Origin of the sequence: Hyphomicrobium sp. (genome assembly GCF_009026145.1) — a bacterium.
GTDB lineage: Bacteria > Pseudomonadota > Alphaproteobacteria > Rhizobiales > Hyphomicrobiaceae > Hyphomicrobium_A.
Genome location: NZ_WBUE01000036.1, coordinates 19,153 through 37,334 on the forward strand (window position 1 = coordinate 19,153; position 18,182 = coordinate 37,334).

Sequence of the window (18,182 nt, forward strand, 5' to 3'; positions counted from 1 at the left end):
TAAGGGACACTAGAAAGTATAGACTTGCTAGTGTGATTCAGATCGAGAAATTCGCTCGGCACCTCGCCGCTGATGATGGCGAATTTCTCGATCATCACACTAGCGAGGTCCCCCGCCTTGTCCGCCTCCAACTCCGCTTCCGATCTGGACGATCCCACCCGCCAGGCCTGGCACCGCGCCGGCGCCGTGCTGACCGACATGATGACGCCAACGCTGCGGCTCGGCGTCACCGGGCTGTCCCGCGCCGGCAAGACGATCTTCATCACCGCCCTCATCCGCAATCTCGTCTCCGGCGGCCGCCTGCCGTTCTTCATGCCGGAGGCCGAGGGGCGCATCGAGCGCGCCTACCTCGAGCCGCAACCCGACGACCAGGTACCGCGCTTCGACTACGAGGCGCACCTGGAAGATCTGGCGCGCGATCCGCCCCAATGGCCGGAGAGCACGCGCCGCTTGAGCCAGGTGCGCGTCACCATCGAGTTCAAGTCGGCCAGCGTCCTGCGCCGCGCCTTCGGCATCTCGCGCCTCAATCTCGACGTCGTCGACTACCCCGGCGAGTGGCTGATCGACCTGCCGCTGCTCGACATGAGCTACGATGCCTGGTGCGCCGAGGCGGTCGCGCAGGCGCGCACCCCGCGCCGGCAAGCGCATGCCCAGGCATGGCTCGATTTCCTCGCCTCCACCGATCCGCAGGCGGGCAAGGACGAGCAGATGGCGCTGCGCGGTGCCAGCCTGTTCGCCGCCTACCTGAAGGCCGCGCGCGCCGACGACCACGTGCTGCATACCACCGGTCCGGGGCGCTTCCTCTTACCCGGCGACCTTGAGGGCTCGCCCCTGCTGACGTTCTGTCCGCTCGCCCTCGGCGACAAGCCGAGCTACGGCCGAGGCTCGCTGGCCGCCATGATGGCGCGGCGCTTCGAGAGCTATAAGACGCACGTCGTGCGCCCATTCTTTCGCGACCACTTCAGCCGCCTCGACCGCCAGATCGTGCTCGTCGACGTGCTCGGCCCGCTGAACGAGGGCGGTGACGCGGTCGTCGATCTGCAGCGGGCGCTGGACGCCATATTGCGCGTCTTTCGCACCGGCTCCGGTGGCTGGCTCAGCGCCCTGTTCGCGCGCCGCATCGACAAGCTGCTGTTCGCCGCCACCAAGGCAGACCATATTCATTCCTCGAGCCACGACCGGCTGGAGGCGATCTTGCGTGTCATAACCGACCGCGCCATGGGCCGCGCCGCCGATACCGGCGCCGAGGTCGGCGTGCAGGCGCTCGCCGCGTTGCGGGCCACGCGCGAGGCCGATGCCAAGGTCGGCAACGAGTGGCTGCCTTGCATCGTCGGCGTGCCGATGCCGGGCGAGCGCATCGGCGGCAAGGTGTTCGACGGCAAGACGGAGGCGGCGGTGTTTCCCGGCGACCTCCCCGCCAATCCGCGCGATGCTCTGAAGCCCGACGCGGCTCCTGCCGGCCTGCACTTCGTGCGCTTCCGCCCGCCGCGCCTCATGCCACCCGGCATCGATGGGGAATCCCCGCCGCTGCCGCACATCCGGCTCGACCGCGCCCTCGATTTCCTGCTTTCGGATTGGCTCGCATGACGTCAGATACCGACATCCGGCGCCCGCGCGCCTTTGCGACCGACGATCCCGCCTTGCGCGCGAGCGCCGCCGAAACCGTCGAGCCACCTCCAACCGATGCCGACCCGCTGGCGGCTCGCCGCCGGCGTCAGGCGACACGCACCACCGTGCGCCCGACCGTCGCCGATCTGTCGCGCGGCATTCGTTGGGGCGCTCTATTGCTCTCCGGCATCGCCGGCCTCCTCGCGCTGGCGACCACGCTGTGGTTCACGCGCTACGTCGAGGTGGCGCTGGCGCGGCAGGATTGGATCGGCTGGATCGCCTTCGCGCTATTGTGCCTCGTCGGCGTCTCTGCCGTCGTCCTCATCCTGCGCGAGATCTACGGCCTCTTCCGCCTCGCCCGGCTCGGCGCGCTGCGCCAGGAGGTGACGCACGCTCTCAATACCGCCGACATTGCCAGCGAGCGGCGCGCCGTTCGCCATCTGAAGAATGTGCTCGGCGGTCGTGCCGACCTGCAGTGGCCGCTCGCCCGCTTCGCCGAGCACGAGCGCTCGGTGATGAACCCCGGCGATCTCCTGGCGCTGGCCGATCGCGAGCTGATCATGCCGCTCGACCAGGAGGCGCGGCGCACGGTGCTGGCCGCCGCCAAGCGCATCGGCATGGTCACGGCCATCAGTCCGATGGCCTGGATCGCCATGCTCTACGTGCTGATCGAGAACCTGCGCATGCTGCGCGCCATCGCCGGGTTGTATGGTGGCCGCCCCGGTCCGCTCGGCGCGCTGCGGCTCGCCAAGCTCGTCGTCGGGCACATCCTCGCCACGGGCGGCGTCGCCTTGACCGACGATCTGCTCGGGCAGTTCCTGGGGCAGGATCTACTGCGGCGGCTGTCGCGCCGGCTGGGCGAAGGCGCCTTCAACGGCGCCCTCACCGCGCGCGTCGGGGCGGCGGCCGTGGAGGTGTGCCGGCCATTGCCGTTCATAGCCGCGCCGCCCGTGCGTGCGCGCGACATGCTGGCGGAAGCCTTCCGGCGCAACGCCGCCGTCGCCGTTGGCGGCGAGGAGACGGTCAAGCGGCGCGGGTGATCTCAACGACGGTCCCAGTTTCGATGGAGCGCGTGGCGATGTGATCGGCCCACTCGCCGGTCGCCCGGCGTGCGCTCTCGACGATGGCCGGGGGCGAGCGTCCGTCGCGTGTCGACAGCAGTGCGCGGAAGGGACTTGCGGCGCGGCGCGACGTCAGCCAGCTCAGCGGCGCGGAGAGCACGAGGCCGAGGATGACCGGCGACATCCAGGCGAGGACCAGCGCCGAGGCCTCGTAGCAGGCCACCGCCATCACGGCGCCGAGCAGCATGTGCCAGCGGTGGAAGCGCACCGCTTCCGCGAACGGAATGCCGGCGCCGTCGCGGCTCTGCGTGCGCCAGCCGCTATCGAGCCCGAACAGCACCTGGAACACGGCCACCGTCTGCGTCACCATGAGGATGGGCGACAACAGGATCGAGAAGAACGTTTCCGTCACCACGCCGAGCACGGCACGCACCGTGCCGAACGTTTCGCGCGCATGGTGCACGCGCTTGATCTCCAGCGCCAGCCCCAAGAACTTCGGCATCAGCACGATCAGCATGGTGGCGAAGAACAGCCGCAGCGCAGCGCCGGGGTCCGTCACCGGCCATACCGGGAACAGCGTCTTCTCGTCGATGAAGTAGCTCGGGATCATCTGCTGGCCTTGCAGGGCGAGCACGATGCCGACGACGAGCGAGGAGGCCCACACCAGCGACATCAGATAGGACGTGGCGCCCATCAACAGGTGCAGGCGTCCCATGGTGGTGATGTTGGAGCCGAATACGATGCCGAGGTGCTGCAGGTTGCCCTGCGCCCAGCGCCGGTCGCGGGCGACGACGTCGGGCAGCGTCGGCGGCTGGCCCTCGTAGGAGCCCTCGATAGTCGGCACCATGTGCACGCCCCAGTCGGCGCGCGCCAAGAGCACCGCCTCGACGAAGTCGTGGCTCTGGATGTCGCCGCCGAAGGGCGCGCGCCCCGGCAGCGTCGGCAGTCCGGCCGCCGAGGCGAACGCCACCGTGCGGATGATCGCGTTGTGACCCCAGTAGTTGCCCTGGTCGCGGTGCCAGAACGCGAGTCCGGCGGCGACCAGCGGACCATAAACATTGGAGGCGAATTGGGTGAGGTACTGCAGCAGCGTCGTCGCGCCGGTGAGGCGGGGGACGGTCTGGATGAGGCCGGCCATCTCGTCGCGCTGCATGGCGAGCGCGAGCCGCACCAGCGTGGTGCCGGACATCACGCTGTCGCCGTCGAGCACGACGAAGTGCTGATAGCCGCCGCCGAAGCGGCGCACCCAATCCTTGATGTTGCCGGCCTTGCGGCCGCGGTTCTCGCGCCGGCGCCGGTAGTAGACCGGGATGGTGTCCTTCAGGCGGTGGCGCAGGGCGCGATAGGCGCTCTCCTCGGCGGCGCCGTCACCCTCATCGCGCGTATCGGAAAGAATGAAGACGTCGAAGGCGGCCGCGCTGCCCATCGACTGGAGCTCGAGCGCGATGGCCTGCACGGTGCCGGCGATGCGCGCGGGGTCCTCGTGGTAGACGGGGAACAGCAGCGCCGTGCGCGTCGTGAGCGGCGCCCCGGGCAGCGGCAGGTCGATGGTGTCGGCCTTCTCGCCGCCGAACAGCGGAATGAAGCCCAGCGCCGCGTTCAGCGAGCCGAGCGCGATCCAGCCGAAGGCGATGGTCGACACGATGAGGAACAGGAACTGCAGCGGCGTCGCCTGCTCGACGGCGAGCACGCTATGGAGCTCGTAGGCGAAGGCTGCCGTCAGCAGCGCCGCGCCGGTGAATACGGCCGCGCGCGGGATCCAATATCCGCGCCGGCGCCGCGGCTTTGCACCGCGCGCCTTGAAGTCCTGATCGGGCATCTCGAGCGGAACCTCCGCCGGCAACAACTCGGGGCTGCTGGCGTCAGGGATGCGACCGATCTTCTGGCCGGCCACGGTAAGTTCGCTCATGATTTGGTCCATCGATAGAGCCAGGTCTCGGAGATCTGCTGGTCCCCGAGCCTCAGTGCCAAACGAAGTTCGGAAAGTTCGGTTCCACCGGGGTCGAGCTCGAAGCTGACGCGCACCCCGTTGGCCTCGGGATTTTCGTGCACGGAAATGTCGGACACCGTGCCGGGATAGGCGGTGACGACGGCGACCGGCATCTGCCGCTGGCCGGTCAAGGCGGGACCCGTAAAGTCGACGACGAATTTCGTCGCGCCTTCGAGCTTGCCGCGGCCGACGCGCGTTGCCGCTGCCGAGGCGCCGCTCCACGCGATGGGCAGGGTGTTCGTCCAGTACATGCGGTAGCTGAAGGAGAACGGCGTGCCCGGCTCCAGTCCCTTGGCGGGCTTCCAGTAGGCAACGATGTTGTCGTGGATCTCTTCGCTGGTCGGAATCTCGATCAGCTCGACATAGCCGGCGCCCCATGTGCCCTTGGGCTCGATCCACACCGTGGGGCGCCGCTCATAGCGCGCCTCGAGATCCTCGTAGGAATGAAACGAGCGCGCCCGCTGGCAGAGGCCGAAACCCTTGACGTTGCTGTCGAGGAAGGCGCTCGTCTGCAGGGTGCGTGGATTGGTCAGCGGGCGCCAGATGCACTCGCTGTTGCCGTTGTAGATGGCTAGCCCGTCGCTGTCGTGCACGGCCGGACGGAAGTCGTCATCGATGCGATGGTGCCCCGGCCCGTGCAGGTACATGCTGGTCAGCGGCCCGATGCCGACGTGCGTCAGTTGGCGGCGCGGATAGAGCGTCGCCTCGACGTCGATGGTGGTCGCCTCGCCTGGCTCGGCCTGAAAACGGTAGGCGCCGGTGGTCGATTCAGAGTCGAGCACCGCGTGGATGACGATCGAACGCTCGCCGGGCTTGGGCTTCTCGATCCAGAAGGAGCGGAAGAGCGGAAACTCCTCGCCGCCCGGACGCGCCGTGTTGATGGCGAGGCCGCGCGCCGACATCCCGTAAAGCTGACCGCGGCCGACGGCGCGGAAATAGCTCGCGCCCTGGAACACGACATACTCGTCGAAATAGTCGGGGCGGTTGATCGGCCCGTGCACGCGAAAGCCCGAGAAGCCATAGGGCGCGCCCGGCCCCGCAGCTTTGATGAGAGGTCCGAGCGAGAACAGGTTGCTGTCGGCCTTGAGCCGCTTGGCCGAGCCGCCGTCGACGAGCCACACCTCGACCGGGGTGTTGTACAGCCAGCCCATGGGCAAGAGCTGCAGCTCGAAGTCGATCTTGTCGCCGCGCCAGATCGCTTGCTCGGTGCGGAAGCGCACGTCGCGAAACTGATCGTAGGAAAGCTGCTTGAAGGAGTCCGGCAGCGTCAGCGACGGGCTGGCGAACTCGCTGGTGGACAGCTGCTGGGCGATGTTCTGCACCAGTGTAGGGCTGAAGGCGGTCGCAGAGTCGGTCACCGGCTCGGCCAGCGCGCGCGACAGCGCACCCGCGCGCATGCTTGCACCCAGCATCGCGAAGGCACCCGCCGTCATCAGGACCGATCGCCGGTCCAACCGCGTCGCATGCATCTATTCTTCTGCTTTCCGTGCCTGTGGGGCCCCTCGCCGGCAATCAACGCACACCGCACCCCCGGCGTTCGCCTCTGCCACGTCACGCCAAGGAAATACTCCCGGGCGCGAGCCTTCATTGCAGCGGCATAACAGCCCTGTACGGCGTTTCCTTCCGACGAACTTACGACCGGCGCGCTGCTTCGCATGGCCGACCAACCATGTCCCGGGAAGCAGGTCTACGCGATCGATTGGCGCCGTTTATTGCGCTGCAGCAGAATACTGTAGCCGTAAGATTTGGGCAAGCGGATGACGGTGCAGCGGCTCCGCTGCGATTGAGGCGTGCGACGCCGCAGCGCATGCGGGTGGCGTCACATTGCCTGCATATTCCGGCCGCTAAAGTTGACGCTGAAACCGCTCTTGGCGAGCGGGCGGCCCTGGGGGAAGATGGGGTCGCAAGTGCGTGTCAGTAACCAGTTGCGTGGCGATGACCGGAGGGGAACCCGCCGGCGTCGTGGGGGAAGCCGGCATGATTGAGGAAGCGACGCTCATCGAGGCGATCCTGTCGATCCGCTCGCAGATCGATTTCCTCTGGCAGTTCTTCGTCACCGCCCACATCGCCATCTTCGCGCTGCTGTTCATCTACGACGAGGCGGTGGAAAGCCTCAACATCATCGCCCGCGCCTTCGCGCTCGGCGGTATCGCGCTGTTCGAGTGGATCAACGGCAAGGCGCTGGCCAACACCTACCTGCTGCTCGACGCCACCTTGGACCAGTACCGGGCCCTCTACGGCGAGGCGGCGCGCTTCCAGCCGGCCTTCTTCCAGCACTTTGTCGGCCAGAGCTTCGTCGACCGCCCGGCCATGGTGCTGGTGACGCACAGCATGGCCTTCGTCGTCATTTTGCTGGCGCTCTTGTCGCGGGAGTTCATCCGGTCGCGCCGCAATCGCCGCCAGGGCACGGCAAGCTGACCGCGATGGGCGGCAGCCGGCAGCGAAAAGCGTGGCCGAACGCACATAGGGCACGACCTTCTGGGGATAACCCCGTCACAGATACACGGCTGAAGCGATGGAAAATCGTGCGAACGCAGAGAGTTGTGGCCAAAATGCGAGACGTTGCAACTGAGACACAACGTCGGGGGATTCCGCTGCTTTGGGCGCGCAGCCCGTTTCCTGAGCAGTCAATCTCTGCTTAATCTTTTGCCCCGAGCGGTGATTCGGCTTCGCGGCCGCCGCGGTGCAAGTGAACGAACGTTGCGTTGGGTTTTGTAGGGAGTAGGCGGCACTTGTGCGTGGCGTCGCCATCAGAAAGTAAGCAGACGGGAGTAGGTCAATGAAAAAGTATGGTTTTGGCGCCCTGGTGGCAGCAGGCCTGCTGGCTGGCGGTCTTTCCGCTGGCAGCGCCTCCGCCGCCGATCTGGGGGGCAACTGCTGCGCTGATCTCGAGGAGCGTATCGCTGAGCTCGAGGCCACGACCGCCCGCAAGGGCAACCGCAAAGTGTCTCTCACCCTTTCGGGTTGGGTCGCCGAGCAGGTCATGTGGTGGGACGACGGCGTTGAGAGCAACGTCTACGTAGGTGGCATCGGCACGACGCTGGCCAGCCACTTCAAGTTGACCGGCCAGGCGACGATCTCTCCAGGCTGGTATGCTGGTTACGTGATCCAGGTGGAAGTCTACGGCAGCGAGACGCTGCTGGCGATCAATCAGAATGTGGCCACGGGCTCCAGCCTCTATGGTGGTGGCAACTCCGGCCTCAACACGCTGCAGTCCTTCTGGTTCATCAAGAGCGACCACCTCGGCAAGTTGAGCGTCGGCAAGCAGTCGCAGGCCTCTGACAACACCGCCATCCTCGTCGACGGCTCGGGCTCGCTCGTTCCGGCGAACTTCGTGGCGTTCGAATACGGCGGATTCTTCCTGCGTGGCACGAACGGCAGCACCGGTAGCAATTGGTTTACAGCCATGGGCTGCACGGACTGCAACGGCATTCCGTTGAACTCCGTCCGCTACGACTCGCCAACTTTCGGTGGCTTCTCGGCCTCGGCCTCGTGGGGTGAGGATGACTTCTGGGATGTCGCCGCGCGCTATGCGGGCGAGCACGGCGGATTTAAGGTTGCCGTGGCCGCTGCCTACAGCGAGGCGACGGACTCGAACACGCTTGCTTCCGTCCCTAACGGTGGCCTCATCGCGCAGGCTCCGGACACGGAGTTCTTCCAGGTCGGCGGTTATGTCGAGCACGTAGCGACGGGCCTGTTCCTCTACGGTGCCTATGGCCAGCTCGAAGCGATGGCCGGTCCTGACCTGAACGACTTCTGGTACGTCAAGGCCGGTCTGCGCGAGCGCTGGAGCCCGCTTGGTCACACCGTGCTCTACGGTGAGTACCAGCGGTCCAACAATGACGCGGGGTTCGGTCTCACCGGTCTCAGCAGCAACGTCCCAAATGTTAACTGCAACAACGTCAACGAGTGCACGTCCGAAGTTGAGATGTTTGGTGTGGGCGTCGTGCAGGAGATTGACGCCGCCGCCATGTCGCTGTGGGTGTCGTATCGCCACCTTTCGGCCGATGTCCACGACAACTTCGTCATCACGGGCGACGTCCCGACCGAGGACTTCGACATGGTGAAGGCCGGCGCGCTCATCAACTTCTGAGCCACCGACACTCACTGCAAGAAAAGGAGGCCGCCCCCGCAACGGGGCGGCTTCTTTCTTTTGGCCGGGCCGAAAATCTGGCCTAGACCGCCAGGACCGCGACCGACAGAAGCGGTTGGAGAACATCGTTCAAGCAGAGGTCGATCGCCGTAATGGTATTGGACTGGGTTAGAATTTGGGTTAGATTTGCCCGGGATGAGTGCCGATCGTGGACCCTACCGGAAGAGCTACATCGTGCCGCACGGGTCCGGTTTCAAATACCTGCGCGCTATCCCCAAGGATCTCCAGCCCCTCGAGAAGAACAAGCAAGCCTGGGTCAAGTACCTCGGCCCCGTGTCCCGGACGGAAGCCGCGACACTGGCGCATGCACTGGCGCATGAGCACGGGCGGCGGATCATGGCTCTGCGCGCCCTGTCGCCCGTCGAGCGCGCTACGGCCATCGCGGCGGGCGGGTTTGACAGCTGGAGGGAGTTGGCTCGCGCCGCCGATTTACTACCCGCAGCTCAGATGGCTGATGTGGTCTCTTTCGATGCCGACCGGGCTGTCCCCGGCCAGGAACGTGAGCCCGCGACGCCATTGGCAGCACAAATGGCGGTCGGATCATCAGCAAGCCTATCTTTACTCGCGCTCGTGGAGCTGTGGGAAACGGTCAGATCGCCACGCAGTCCTATCGGGCGAGCCAAGGTAGGGCTTTGCGTGCGCCGGTTCATCGATTTGGTGGGAAATCTGCCCGCGCATGAAATAACCCGCGCACATGCCGTGGCTTATCGCGATGCGTTAGAGCAGCTGCCAGGCATGAAGCCCAAAAACCTTGCCGAACACTTGAGCCGGATGCATGCGCTGTTCGCCGTTGCGATGAGCGAGGGCATCCTGACGGCAAATCCGCTCGATAGCGTGAAGGCACGCGAGCTCGGCAATGCCCTTGCCCCCCGCCGGCAAGGATTCACCGCAGAGCACGTGAGGGCCATCTTCGCCGCCTTGAGTTCCGAGAGCGAGACCTTCGGATGGGTTGTCCGAAAGATAAATCGCCAAATCAGGATGTTACTGCCGTCTTTTGTCGCTTCCCCCACGAGCGACCCAACATCCGCGCTGGCGCTTGGCCGTTGAGTTTGCTCACGCAAGGTTGTATCGGACGAGTACTTCTAATGTGCTCGCGTCTCACGAGAGTTCGCTCGACCAGTGCTAATCTTGCAGCGGATCGATTTTGGCTAGCCACTCCGCGCGGCGCTTCAAAGAGGGCGCACTGCCATAGGCACCGTGCTCGCCGCCTCCGAGAGTGTGGCCCATAATACTTCTCGACACGCTCTCTGGCATCTCGCACTCCCGCGCGAGCGTACGCCATAAATGGCGGAACGAATGCATCGTGTATCGTGGATCGGCTATGCCGACCTTTTTGCGCAAGAACCGACTGCCGTAATCCTGGAACCACCGGCCACGACCGAGCCGCTTAACTGGCAGCGATGGGAAGAGCCAGGGCTCAGGCGCTCGATCAGCGGCGACCGCATGCGCGAGATCGCAGATGGCCATGCAGGCGGGATGAACCGGGATGTCCCGCACGCTGGCGCGATTCTTCAGCGAGCCATACAAATCATGGATGCGCAGGACCGGCACCCCGTGCAGCGAGACCACGTCCTCACACCGAAGCTGACAGGCCTCTCCGCTGCGCATGCCGTGATAGGCGAGTAGGCGGACAACCCATCCGCCATTTCATGTTCTGTTCATGGCAGCACACAGCGACGCATACTAGAACATAACGACCGCAGTAAGTTGCTGGTTTCAGCTATTATTCTGCCACGATCCCTCTCGATAATAGGCTCACTGCGGCACGTTCAATCACCCTAGATCGCAAAATGCGCGTGGGGTAGAACGTGGGGGATTTTTGAAGGCCTCACTTCGAATCCCCACGCAAACGTCTGGCGTGTACTGAGCAAAACTGCATGCGTTCGCGCAACTCGCAAGGCATCCACCGGCTCTCGGCCGCGGCCATCAAACACATCAGCGAGCCCGGCTGGCACGGAGATGGCGGCGGCCTCTTTCTCGAGGTCGATCGCAACGGCCGCAAGCGCTGGGCGATGCGCCTCACGATCAATGGCAAGCGGCGCGACTTCGGGCTGGGACCTATTCACAAGGTCTCCCTCGCCGAGGCGCGCGAACGCGCCGCCGAGTATCGCTCAAAGGCCCATCGCGGGATCGACCCACGTGCGAATAGGCGGGTAGTTGCGCCGTCGCCGGCCTCGCTCACGTTCCAAGAGGCCGCTTACCAGGTCTACGACCAGCGTCGCTTAGAGTGGCGCAACGGCAAGCATGTCGAGCAATGGATCAACAGCTTATCCGACTACGCCTTTCCGCTCATCGGCTCGACACCCGTCAACGAGATCGCCACTCCTGAGATTCTGCAGGTCCTCGCACCAATTTGGGGCAGCAAGCCGGAGACGGCGCGCCGCGTGAAGCAGCGGCTCGCGACCATACTCGACTGGGCACGCGCAGCCGGACACCGCTCCGGCGACAACCCGACACGCCTCTTGAACGATGCACTGCCCAAACACAGCCGGGCCGACCGCCACCACCCGGCGCTTCCCTACGTAGAAGTCCCGGACTTCATCGCCAAGCTGCGCTCGGGAAATGCCGAATCGATAACCAAACTCGCGTTCGAGTTTCTGATTTTGACGGCGACCCGCACGGCCGATGTGCGCAGCGCACGCTGGGACGAGCTCGATCGCAACGTGGCAACTTGGACGATACCCGGGCAGGACGCCGCCACCGGCCGCCGCATGAAGTCCGGTCGCGATCACGTCGTGCCCCTGTCGCGGCGTTGCGTAGGGATCCTGGCAAAAGCCAAAGTGGGCTCCGCTTCCGAGTTCATCTTCCCCGACACCCACACGGGGCACATCATGCCGGAGAACAGGTTCCTCGTCGCCCGCGACGGCCTCGGTTACGATAAAGGCACCTGCACTCCGCACGGTTTTCGCTCGAGCTTCCGCGATTGGGCCGCGGAAGAGACCACCTTCCCACCGGAGGTCGCCGAGATGGCTCTCGCTCACGCGATTAAGAACAAAGTGGAGGCCGCCTATCGGCGTGGCCACCTTCTCGCCAAGCGCCGTGAACTCATGGCGGCATGGGCGGAGTTCTGCACGCCGGCAATGAAATGTTCGAGCTGTGTGGGCCCACTAGAAGAGGCGGACCTGAAACGCCTCCACAGCAGTTAAGCTCTTTTGACAATCCTGAGGGCCGAACGCGGTTCATGTTCCTCGGCTGGGGATAAGGACGTCCGTCGGCCTCTCCCCTGTTACAATGACGGCATATGGATGGACAGAGCTCGCCACAGCCCGCCGAGGCGCGCCAGGTCCCGACGCTGCCCCTCGATGATGTGATGCAGCGCTTCTCCGAGGCCGGCATCGGACGATCCCGCCGCTCGCTCATTCGCTATTGTCAGAGCGGTTTGCTCGACGGCACCAAGGCCGACACAGAGACCGGCCCGACGTGGTTCGTTACCGAAGCCTCCGTCGAGCGCGCCATTCAGCAATTAAGCGACATGATTGCGTTGACGGATGCTGCGCGCCACGGCGGGCACGAGCTCGCCGAAGCGCGCCATGACGGTGTCCATATTTTGGCCCCGCCACACCACGACGAAGCGCGTCACGGTCCGCCAGTGGCGGACGCTGGCGTAGTGGCGGAGGCCGTAATTCCTGACGCGACGGAGCCCGCCGTGGCGCGCCGCAGCACGCCAGAGCACGACATCTACGAGCACCCGTATGTGAAGCGCCTCGAGGATCGCGTGGAGAAGCTTGAAGCCAAGTACGAAGCGCAGGTACGCCGTACGGAGGAGATCCAATTGAAGGGCCAGGCCCAATTGCTCGAGCTGCAACGCATGACGGCCGTCGGCCAGAGCCAGACGCTGGCCGACTTCATGTTAAAGGCGAAGGATTGGATGCTCGGTCGCGGCAGTGAAGCGGAACAGCGCGGCCCGGAAGATGCCCCCAGCTCGTAGCGGTCACTGTTGATAACCCGAAAGGGCAGGGGAGCAGGGCCTATAATTGCAACAAGGCGTATGGACCACATCGGCAGTCAGTTGCAAACGATCGAGCAGAACTTGAAGCTCAACACCAGCGATCCGATCGCGCGGCATGGCTTCACGCAACTGCCGAATTTCATCCTGCGCAATCCCGAGCTATCCGCCAACGCCAAGACCGCCTACTCGCTGCTCCTGAGCTACGCCTGGCACAACAACCTGTGCTTTCCCGGCCAGGAACGCCTCGCCGAGCACATGGGCGCGCACGTCTCGACCGTGAGCCGCGCCATTTCCGAGCTTGAGGAATATTCGCTCATCGAGATCGAGCGCCGCGGGCAGGGGCGGACCAACTACTACACGATCAATTTCGTCGTGAAGAAGAAGAGCAAATCCTGATTTGCGCCGGTGCAAGTCTAAATTTGCATAAGCTCAATTCGAGATTTGCACGGGGGCAAGTCTAGTTGCTCACCAGCGCAATTCATTCTATATAAGAATATGCAGTTAAGAATATTCCAGATGAAAAATACTAAGATAGGGAATGCATTCATTGAAAATGAAAAACTAGGAACGGCAACCCTTGACTTATTTGGACTTCGTGGCCCAAAATTACGAGGTTGATACACCTGCTTCATATTCACCTGATGGCCTGCAGCCGGCTTGGTCGTGGCCCGTCGTCTTAGAGCAATGCGAGAAACTCCTCGGGGCTCAGTCTCGCTTGCTTGAGGATTGCGTGCAGCATGGGGCGCGGCAGGTCCCGGCCCTTGTGCACGGCAACGGTTGTCGCCCGGCTGGGGTCGTCGCGATGCACGAGGCGATGATGGCTACCGGCGGAGCGCACCACGACGAAGCCGCCACGCTCAAGGGTGCGGATCACCTCGCTGGCCTTCAGAGAGGGCAAGCGTGCCGTCATGCGGCCAGAGAAACCGTCACCTCACGCATCTGGGCCTTGCCGATCTCGACGGGGATGTCTTCGCCGCGCTCACGACGGCTTTCGAGCACCAGCTCGATCGCCTCCTTGGCCATGGCCATCGCCTCGTCCTCGGTGTCGCCGGCGGTGACGACTTCCGGCAGCGCCGGCACGTGCACCAGGAAGCCACCCTCCTCCATGGGCTCGAGAAAGACCGTGTAGGTATAGCGACTGTCCACCGCGATGTGCCTTCTCATAGATTTGATGGGGTTCATGGTACGGGGGGAGGGTGGATTGTCAATGAACGGCCCCTGTTTGCGGAGTTCGCGGTGACGCCGCCGTGAATCTTCGTCGGTCTATATTCGCTGATGTTCACGTATGAGCTGGACGGTTAGGCAATATTCAAGTCTATTCATATGGACTATTCTATAACTCCCAAGCGGTACGTGGGGATTAGACGGGGGATACATGATATCCCCCCTCATAAAGCACGCGAAACAACTATAATGACCTGAGTTGACTGCTTTTCTTGAGTATCCGCCATGTCGGGCGTCCCGCCCGACCCCAGTCCTTTTCGGTCCTCCTGTCCTCTCCTAACGGACACGACGGCCCGTCCTTTCGGCTACGCGCGCAATCGAGTCTCAAGCACGTAGGGCCGAAAGGAGCAAAGGACCGGGGTCGGGCCGTCCGCTTGGCAGGAGCCGAACGTTGCCTTCAGCCGCAGGCGTTCTCTCGAGAGAGCAGGCCGACATGGCGGACACGAGGACCTGACCTCGTTCGAACTGAGCCTTGAGATTTTGGCGATATTCAATACGCGTTGATCAATACGGCATGTTCCGCGCACCGTGATAAACGCGGAGAATAACGACCTGCTGCGCGGCCTCGTCGATCTCATAAATAATCTTGTAGCGCCACGGCGGCACGACGAATTTGCGTGCCGGCGGCAGCTCGGAGACGCGGCCCATACCCGGCACGGCGCCCAGCTTTTCGCACAACTCTTCGATGCGGTTGATCACCCGTTGCGCGGCCACTGGACTGTCCTGGCTGATGTACGCGGCGAGCTCCTCGAGATCGGCGAGCGCGAGTTCGGAAAACCGAACCCGCATCATGAACGATAGCGGCCGAAGAATTTCTTTACTTTGGCGTCACTCGCGAATTCTCCGCGCCGCACCGCCTCCTGCGCCCGCTTCACACCTTCAAGCTCGTCGGCCGACAGTGGTGCGTCGTCGGCTTGTGCGGCGATGAGTTCTAATGCCTCGGCCGCCGCCGCTTGCCGCTCCTCCGGCAGATTCCGGATCTTTTCAATCGCCTGTTCAAGTACCTTCATCATGCAAACACTTTATCACACCGTCTCCGGCGTGCGAAATGTTGCCACCATGCTTCATTTATTCACAGCCTAGCCGCATAGCGCCGCGATATAAGTTCTGCACTGCTACAATGGAGGGCAAGAAACCAGCCGGCCGCGCTCAGCGGCCGCCGTCCGCCCCCGGCTTGGCCGCTCCACACACAAGCAGTGCCACGACTTAGCGTCTCTCATTGCGACAGACGCCTCGGCTCGGACGGCGACCCATGGTCGACGACAGCATCGACGATGCCGATCACATCGAGCTCGGAACCCATCCCGATGGGTCTTGGGCGCGTCTCGGTCGCAACGATCGCCGGCGCCATATCTACCTAATCGGCAAGACCGGTACCGGCAAGTCGACGCTACTCCTTAATTTGATGCTGGCCGATCTCGAGCGCGGCCACGGCTTTGCGCTCATCGACCCGCACGGGGATCTGGCCCTGGCCGTCGCCGCTGCGACGCCGGCTTGGCGCACCAACGATGTCGTCTACCTCGACCCCTCCGACCTGGCGCACCCGGTAGGTTTCAATCCCCTTTACGGCGTGAGTGTCGATCACCGGCCGCTGGTGGCGGCGCACATCGTCGCCGCCTTCCAGCACATCTGGGGCAGCTCGTGGGGTCCGCGTCTCGAATACATCCTGACCAACAGTTTGCGTCTTTTGCTCGATGCGCCGGGATCGACGTTGCTCGGGCTGCCACGACTGCTGGCGGATGAAGGCTATCGCAAGCGCCTTCTGGCGCACGCGCGCGATCCCGTCGTGCGCAGCTTCTGGCAAAGCGAGTTCGCGCAGTACTCCGACCGCTACGCGACGGAAGCGATCGCGCCCATTCAGAACAAGGTCGGCACGCTGCTGTCGCCGCCAGCCTTGAGGAACATGCTCGGCCAAGTGCGGAGCACGATCGACATTCGCAGGATCATGGATAGCGGGCAGGTGCTCATCGTCAATCTCGCCAAGGGTAAGCTCGGGGAGACGCCGGCGCACCTGCTCGGCGCTTTCCTCTCCACGGCTTTCGCGCAGGCGGCCGAAGGGCGCGCCGAGCTGCCTGAGCACGCGCGCCGCGACTTCACGCTCTACGCCGATGAGTTCCAGAACTTTGCCACCGACAGCTTCGCCGCCATTCTGTCGGAAGCGCGCAAGTACCGTTTGGCCCTGGTGCTCGCCCACCAGTTCTTGGGCCAGCTGTCTCCCCTGTTGCGCCAGGCCGTCATCGGCAACGCCGGATCGATCCTCGCCTTTCGCATCGGCGCCGAGGATGCCCCGCTGATCGCCGCCGAGCTCGGGATTGAGAGCAAGAGCGCACTGACCGACACGGTCAACTTCGCGCTGTGGGCGAAGCTGTTGCGCGCAGGTGTTCCGACCGATCCCCGCCGCATCGACACGGCTCCGCCGGCAGACATCGCCGGCGGCCGCTTCGACGCCGTGCGCAACCGTTCCCGCGCGCGCAGCGCGCGGCCGCGGGCAGCGGTCGAAGCCAAGATCGCCCGGTTCCTCAGCGGCGCTTGACCGGCGTCCCGTTTGCTACAATTGGCACATGCCGATCTTGAGCCCGTCACCGCCCGCCACAGCGCGCCGCAGCCGGTTTGCGCGCGAAGGCCCGCCGCCGATGGCGCTGACCGATGACGACCTACTGATCCTCCGCCACGTCGCCAAGCATCGCTTTCTCCGCTCGACGCATCTCATCCGCCTGCTCGCCCACCGCAGCGACAAGAAAGTGACTGAGCGCCTGGCCGTGCTTTTTCACAATGGCCTGCTCGACCGTCCGCGCTCGCAGCTCGACTACTACGCGACGGCTGGCTCGCGGCCGATGGTGTACGCGCTCGGCAACCGTGGTGCCGCCCTGCTTGCAGAGATCGCCGGCATCGAGCGAGCGAAGGTCGACTGGACCGACAAGAACCGAACAGCACGCCGCCCTTTTATCGAGCACACGCTGCTCATCGCCGATCTCATGGTGGCGCTCGAGGTCGCCGTGCGTGCGCGCCCCGGCGCGCGGCTGATCGAGCCGCGCGACATCCTCGCCGCTGCACCGCGGCCGACGCGAGCAATGCCCAATCCCTTCGCGTTCCAGATTCGAACGCACAACAAGGGAAACGCGACAGACTTTTCCGTAATCCCCGATTGCGTCTTTGGTCTCGACGGTGTCGGTCGAGGACTTAAGTATTTTTTCCTCGAGGCCGACCGGGCGACGATGCCGGTGATGCGCAAAGGTCCTACGCAGACCTCCATGTTTCGCAAGTTCCTCGCTTACGCGGCGGGCGGTGGCGCCGAGAATCTGTTCGGCCGGCAGGTCGGCATCGCCAACTTCCGCGTGCTCACGCTCACGACCACCCACGAGCGGACACACTCGATGATTGCCGCGCTGAAGGAGGCGACGGCCGGCCGCGGTTTGCGCCAGTTCCTATTCACCGATCGTAACGCGCTCGCCAATGCGCACGACGGACTTGCGCTGCCATGGACGACCGGCAAGGGCGAGATCGTGCGTCTCCTCGACGAGGTCCCGCTTATCAGCCCGGCTCCATGACGGGCACCGTGCTGCCGGCAGCCATTGGCATCGTCCCCGAGATTCGTGATAGTGTTTGTTATGCCAACGACATACGAAAAGCTCGAAACTCTGTTCGCCAAGCTGCGCTCCTTGTCGGAACCACACCAGCAGGCGGCCGTCGAGGCCCTGAGTGAGATCGCCGACGAGCCCTACCAACTCTCCGAGGAAGAACTCGCGGTGCTCCGGCCGGCGCTCGAGCGCACACGTCGTGGTGAGTTCGTGCCCGAGGACGAAGCGGCCGACCTCCTCGACAAGCCATGGGGCTGAAAGTTCGGCTCGACGCTCAAGCCAAACGCGACCTTCTGGAAATCCGCAGCTACCTCACTGAGCATGCCGGCACCGACACAGCCGACCGCGTGCGCATGCATCTGCGCCAGCGCATCAACCGCCTGCGCCAGGCACCCTAGATCGGCGTCGTCACCAGCGAACCGTCGATCCGCATTCTGCCGCCAACCCGTTACCCATACCGCATCTGCTACACGCTGACGGCCGAAGCTGTCGTGGTACTTCACGTTCGCCATAGCGCCCGACGCGATCCCGACCTCGGTGACCTCAAACGCTGACAGCGAGCATATCGGCCTCGCGTGATCCCACGCGACGGACAGCAACGGTCCTCACGCCCCCACCC

At 64.3% G+C, this 18,182-nt stretch carries 18 protein-coding genes and 1 pseudogene; 12 read left to right on the forward strand and 7 right to left on the reverse strand.

Annotation, left to right across the window (positions count from 1 at the left end; translation table 11 throughout):
• Window positions 1–117 precede the first annotated feature (117 nt).
• On the forward strand, window positions 118–1,587 hold the full coding sequence (locus F9K20_RS19355) for a YcjX family protein (RefSeq protein ID WP_291005844.1): 1,470 nt from the start codon (window positions 118–120) through the stop codon (window positions 1,585–1,587).
• Entirely contained in the window at window positions 1,584–2,648 is a 1,065-nt protein-coding gene (locus tag F9K20_RS19360) for a YcjF family protein (RefSeq protein WP_291005847.1), read from the forward strand. Before F9K20_RS19355 ends, F9K20_RS19360 begins: the two co-directional genes overlap by 4 nt.
• Here the strand turns inward: F9K20_RS19360 and mdoH are convergent.
• Both mdoH and F9K20_RS19370 read right to left on the reverse strand, forming a co-directional pair.
• Window positions 2,632–4,578: a glucans biosynthesis glucosyltransferase MdoH gene (gene mdoH, locus F9K20_RS19365; RefSeq protein ID WP_291005850.1), complete on the reverse strand. Its 1,947-nt coding sequence runs from the start codon at window positions 4,576–4,578 to the stop codon at window positions 2,632–2,634. The two genes, F9K20_RS19360 and mdoH, sit on opposite strands and share 17 nt — an antisense overlap.
• Window positions 4,575–6,092, reverse strand: a complete 1,518-nt coding sequence (locus F9K20_RS19370; protein WP_291005852.1) for a glucan biosynthesis protein G — start codon at window positions 6,090–6,092, stop codon at window positions 4,575–4,577. The genes mdoH and F9K20_RS19370 overlap by 4 nt, the downstream gene beginning before the upstream one ends.
• Before the next feature lie 544 nt (window positions 6,093–6,636).
• Here F9K20_RS19370 and F9K20_RS19375 point away from each other — a divergent pair.
• The 3 genes from F9K20_RS19375 to F9K20_RS19385 all read left to right on the forward strand — a co-directional run bounded on the left by F9K20_RS19375 (window position 6,637) and on the right by F9K20_RS19385 (window position 9,859).
• The gene (locus F9K20_RS19375; RefSeq protein ID WP_291005855.1) at window positions 6,637–7,077 is read left to right on the forward strand and encodes a hypothetical protein; all 441 of its coding nucleotides are present in this window, start codon (window positions 6,637–6,639) and stop codon (window positions 7,075–7,077) included.
• 361 nt (window positions 7,078–7,438) lie between these two features.
• Window positions 7,439–8,752 carry a porin gene (locus F9K20_RS19380; protein ID WP_291005858.1) on the forward strand — a complete coding sequence of 438 codons (1,314 nt, stop codon included), beginning with the start codon at window positions 7,439–7,441 and terminating at the stop codon, window positions 8,750–8,752.
• A 195-nt stretch (window positions 8,753–8,947) separates the two neighbouring features.
• Window positions 8,948–9,859: a hypothetical protein gene (locus F9K20_RS19385; protein ID WP_291005861.1), complete on the forward strand. Its 912-nt coding sequence runs from the start codon at window positions 8,948–8,950 to the stop codon at window positions 9,857–9,859.
• A 75-nt stretch (window positions 9,860–9,934) separates the two neighbouring features.
• Here F9K20_RS19385 and F9K20_RS19390 read toward each other — a convergent pair.
• Window positions 9,935–10,432 (reverse strand): annotated as a pseudogene (locus F9K20_RS19390) (tyrosine-type recombinase/integrase); the annotation flags it as partial.
• 257 nt (window positions 10,433–10,689) lie between these two features.
• On the opposite strand from F9K20_RS19390, the gene F9K20_RS19395 reads away from it, so the two are divergent.
• The 3 genes from F9K20_RS19395 to F9K20_RS19405 all read left to right on the forward strand — a co-directional run bounded on the left by F9K20_RS19395 (window position 10,690) and on the right by F9K20_RS19405 (window position 13,157).
• Entirely contained in the window at window positions 10,690–11,958 is a 1,269-nt protein-coding gene (locus F9K20_RS19395; RefSeq protein WP_291005864.1) for an integrase arm-type DNA-binding domain-containing protein, read from the forward strand.
• Window positions 11,959–12,053: 95 nt separating this feature from the next.
• On the forward strand, window positions 12,054–12,740 hold the full coding sequence (locus tag F9K20_RS19400) for a hypothetical protein (protein ID WP_291005867.1): 687 nt from the start codon (window positions 12,054–12,056) through the stop codon (window positions 12,738–12,740).
• A gap of 60 nt (window positions 12,741–12,800) precedes the next feature.
• Window positions 12,801–13,157, forward strand: coding sequence for a helix-turn-helix domain-containing protein (locus tag F9K20_RS19405; RefSeq protein WP_291005869.1), 357 nt, complete (start codon window positions 12,801–12,803; stop codon window positions 13,155–13,157).
• Window positions 13,158–13,437: 280 nt separating this feature from the next.
• Here F9K20_RS19405 and F9K20_RS19410 read toward each other — a convergent pair whose 3' ends face one another.
• The 4 genes from F9K20_RS19410 to F9K20_RS19425 all read right to left on the reverse strand — a co-directional run bounded on the left by F9K20_RS19410 (window position 13,438) and on the right by F9K20_RS19425 (window position 14,998).
• Window positions 13,438–13,671 carry a type II toxin-antitoxin system HicA family toxin gene (locus F9K20_RS19410; RefSeq protein WP_291005872.1) on the reverse strand — a complete coding sequence of 78 codons (234 nt, stop codon included), beginning with the start codon at window positions 13,669–13,671 and terminating at the stop codon, window positions 13,438–13,440.
• Window positions 13,668–13,907 carry a type II toxin-antitoxin system HicB family antitoxin gene (locus tag F9K20_RS19415; protein ID WP_291005875.1) on the reverse strand — a complete coding sequence of 80 codons (240 nt, stop codon included), beginning with the start codon at window positions 13,905–13,907 and terminating at the stop codon, window positions 13,668–13,670. The genes F9K20_RS19410 and F9K20_RS19415 overlap by 4 nt, the downstream gene beginning before the upstream one ends.
• Window positions 13,908–14,489: 582 nt before the next feature.
• The gene (locus tag F9K20_RS19420) at window positions 14,490–14,777 is read right to left on the reverse strand and encodes a type II toxin-antitoxin system RelE/ParE family toxin (protein WP_291005876.1); all 288 of its coding nucleotides are present in this window, start codon (window positions 14,775–14,777) and stop codon (window positions 14,490–14,492) included.
• Window positions 14,774–14,998, reverse strand: a complete 225-nt coding sequence (locus F9K20_RS19425; protein WP_291005878.1) for a hypothetical protein — start codon at window positions 14,996–14,998, stop codon at window positions 14,774–14,776. Before F9K20_RS19425 ends, F9K20_RS19420 begins: the two co-directional genes overlap by 4 nt.
• A gap of 239 nt (window positions 14,999–15,237) precedes the next feature.
• On the opposite strand from F9K20_RS19425, the gene F9K20_RS19430 reads away from it, so the two are divergent.
• The 4 genes from F9K20_RS19430 to F9K20_RS19445 are packed head-to-tail and all read left to right on the forward strand — an operon-like array spanning window position 15,238 to window position 17,961.
• A complete protein-coding gene (locus tag F9K20_RS19430) occupies window positions 15,238–16,518 on the forward strand; it encodes a type IV secretory system conjugative DNA transfer family protein (RefSeq protein ID WP_291005880.1) in 1,281 nt (426 codons plus the stop codon).
• A 28-nt stretch (window positions 16,519–16,546) separates the two neighbouring features.
• Window positions 16,547–17,533: a replication-relaxation family protein gene (locus F9K20_RS19435; RefSeq protein ID WP_291005881.1), complete on the forward strand. Its 987-nt coding sequence runs from the start codon at window positions 16,547–16,549 to the stop codon at window positions 17,531–17,533.
• Between the two features lie 60 nt (window positions 17,534–17,593).
• Window positions 17,594–17,821 carry a hypothetical protein gene (locus F9K20_RS19440; protein WP_291005884.1) on the forward strand — a complete coding sequence of 76 codons (228 nt, stop codon included), beginning with the start codon at window positions 17,594–17,596 and terminating at the stop codon, window positions 17,819–17,821.
• Complete coding sequence (locus F9K20_RS19445; protein WP_291005886.1) at window positions 17,812–17,961, forward strand: type II toxin-antitoxin system RelE/ParE family toxin; 150 nt, start codon at window positions 17,812–17,814, stop codon at window positions 17,959–17,961. The genes F9K20_RS19440 and F9K20_RS19445 overlap by 10 nt, the downstream gene beginning before the upstream one ends.
• The last annotated feature ends 221 nt before the right edge of the window (window positions 17,962–18,182 follow it).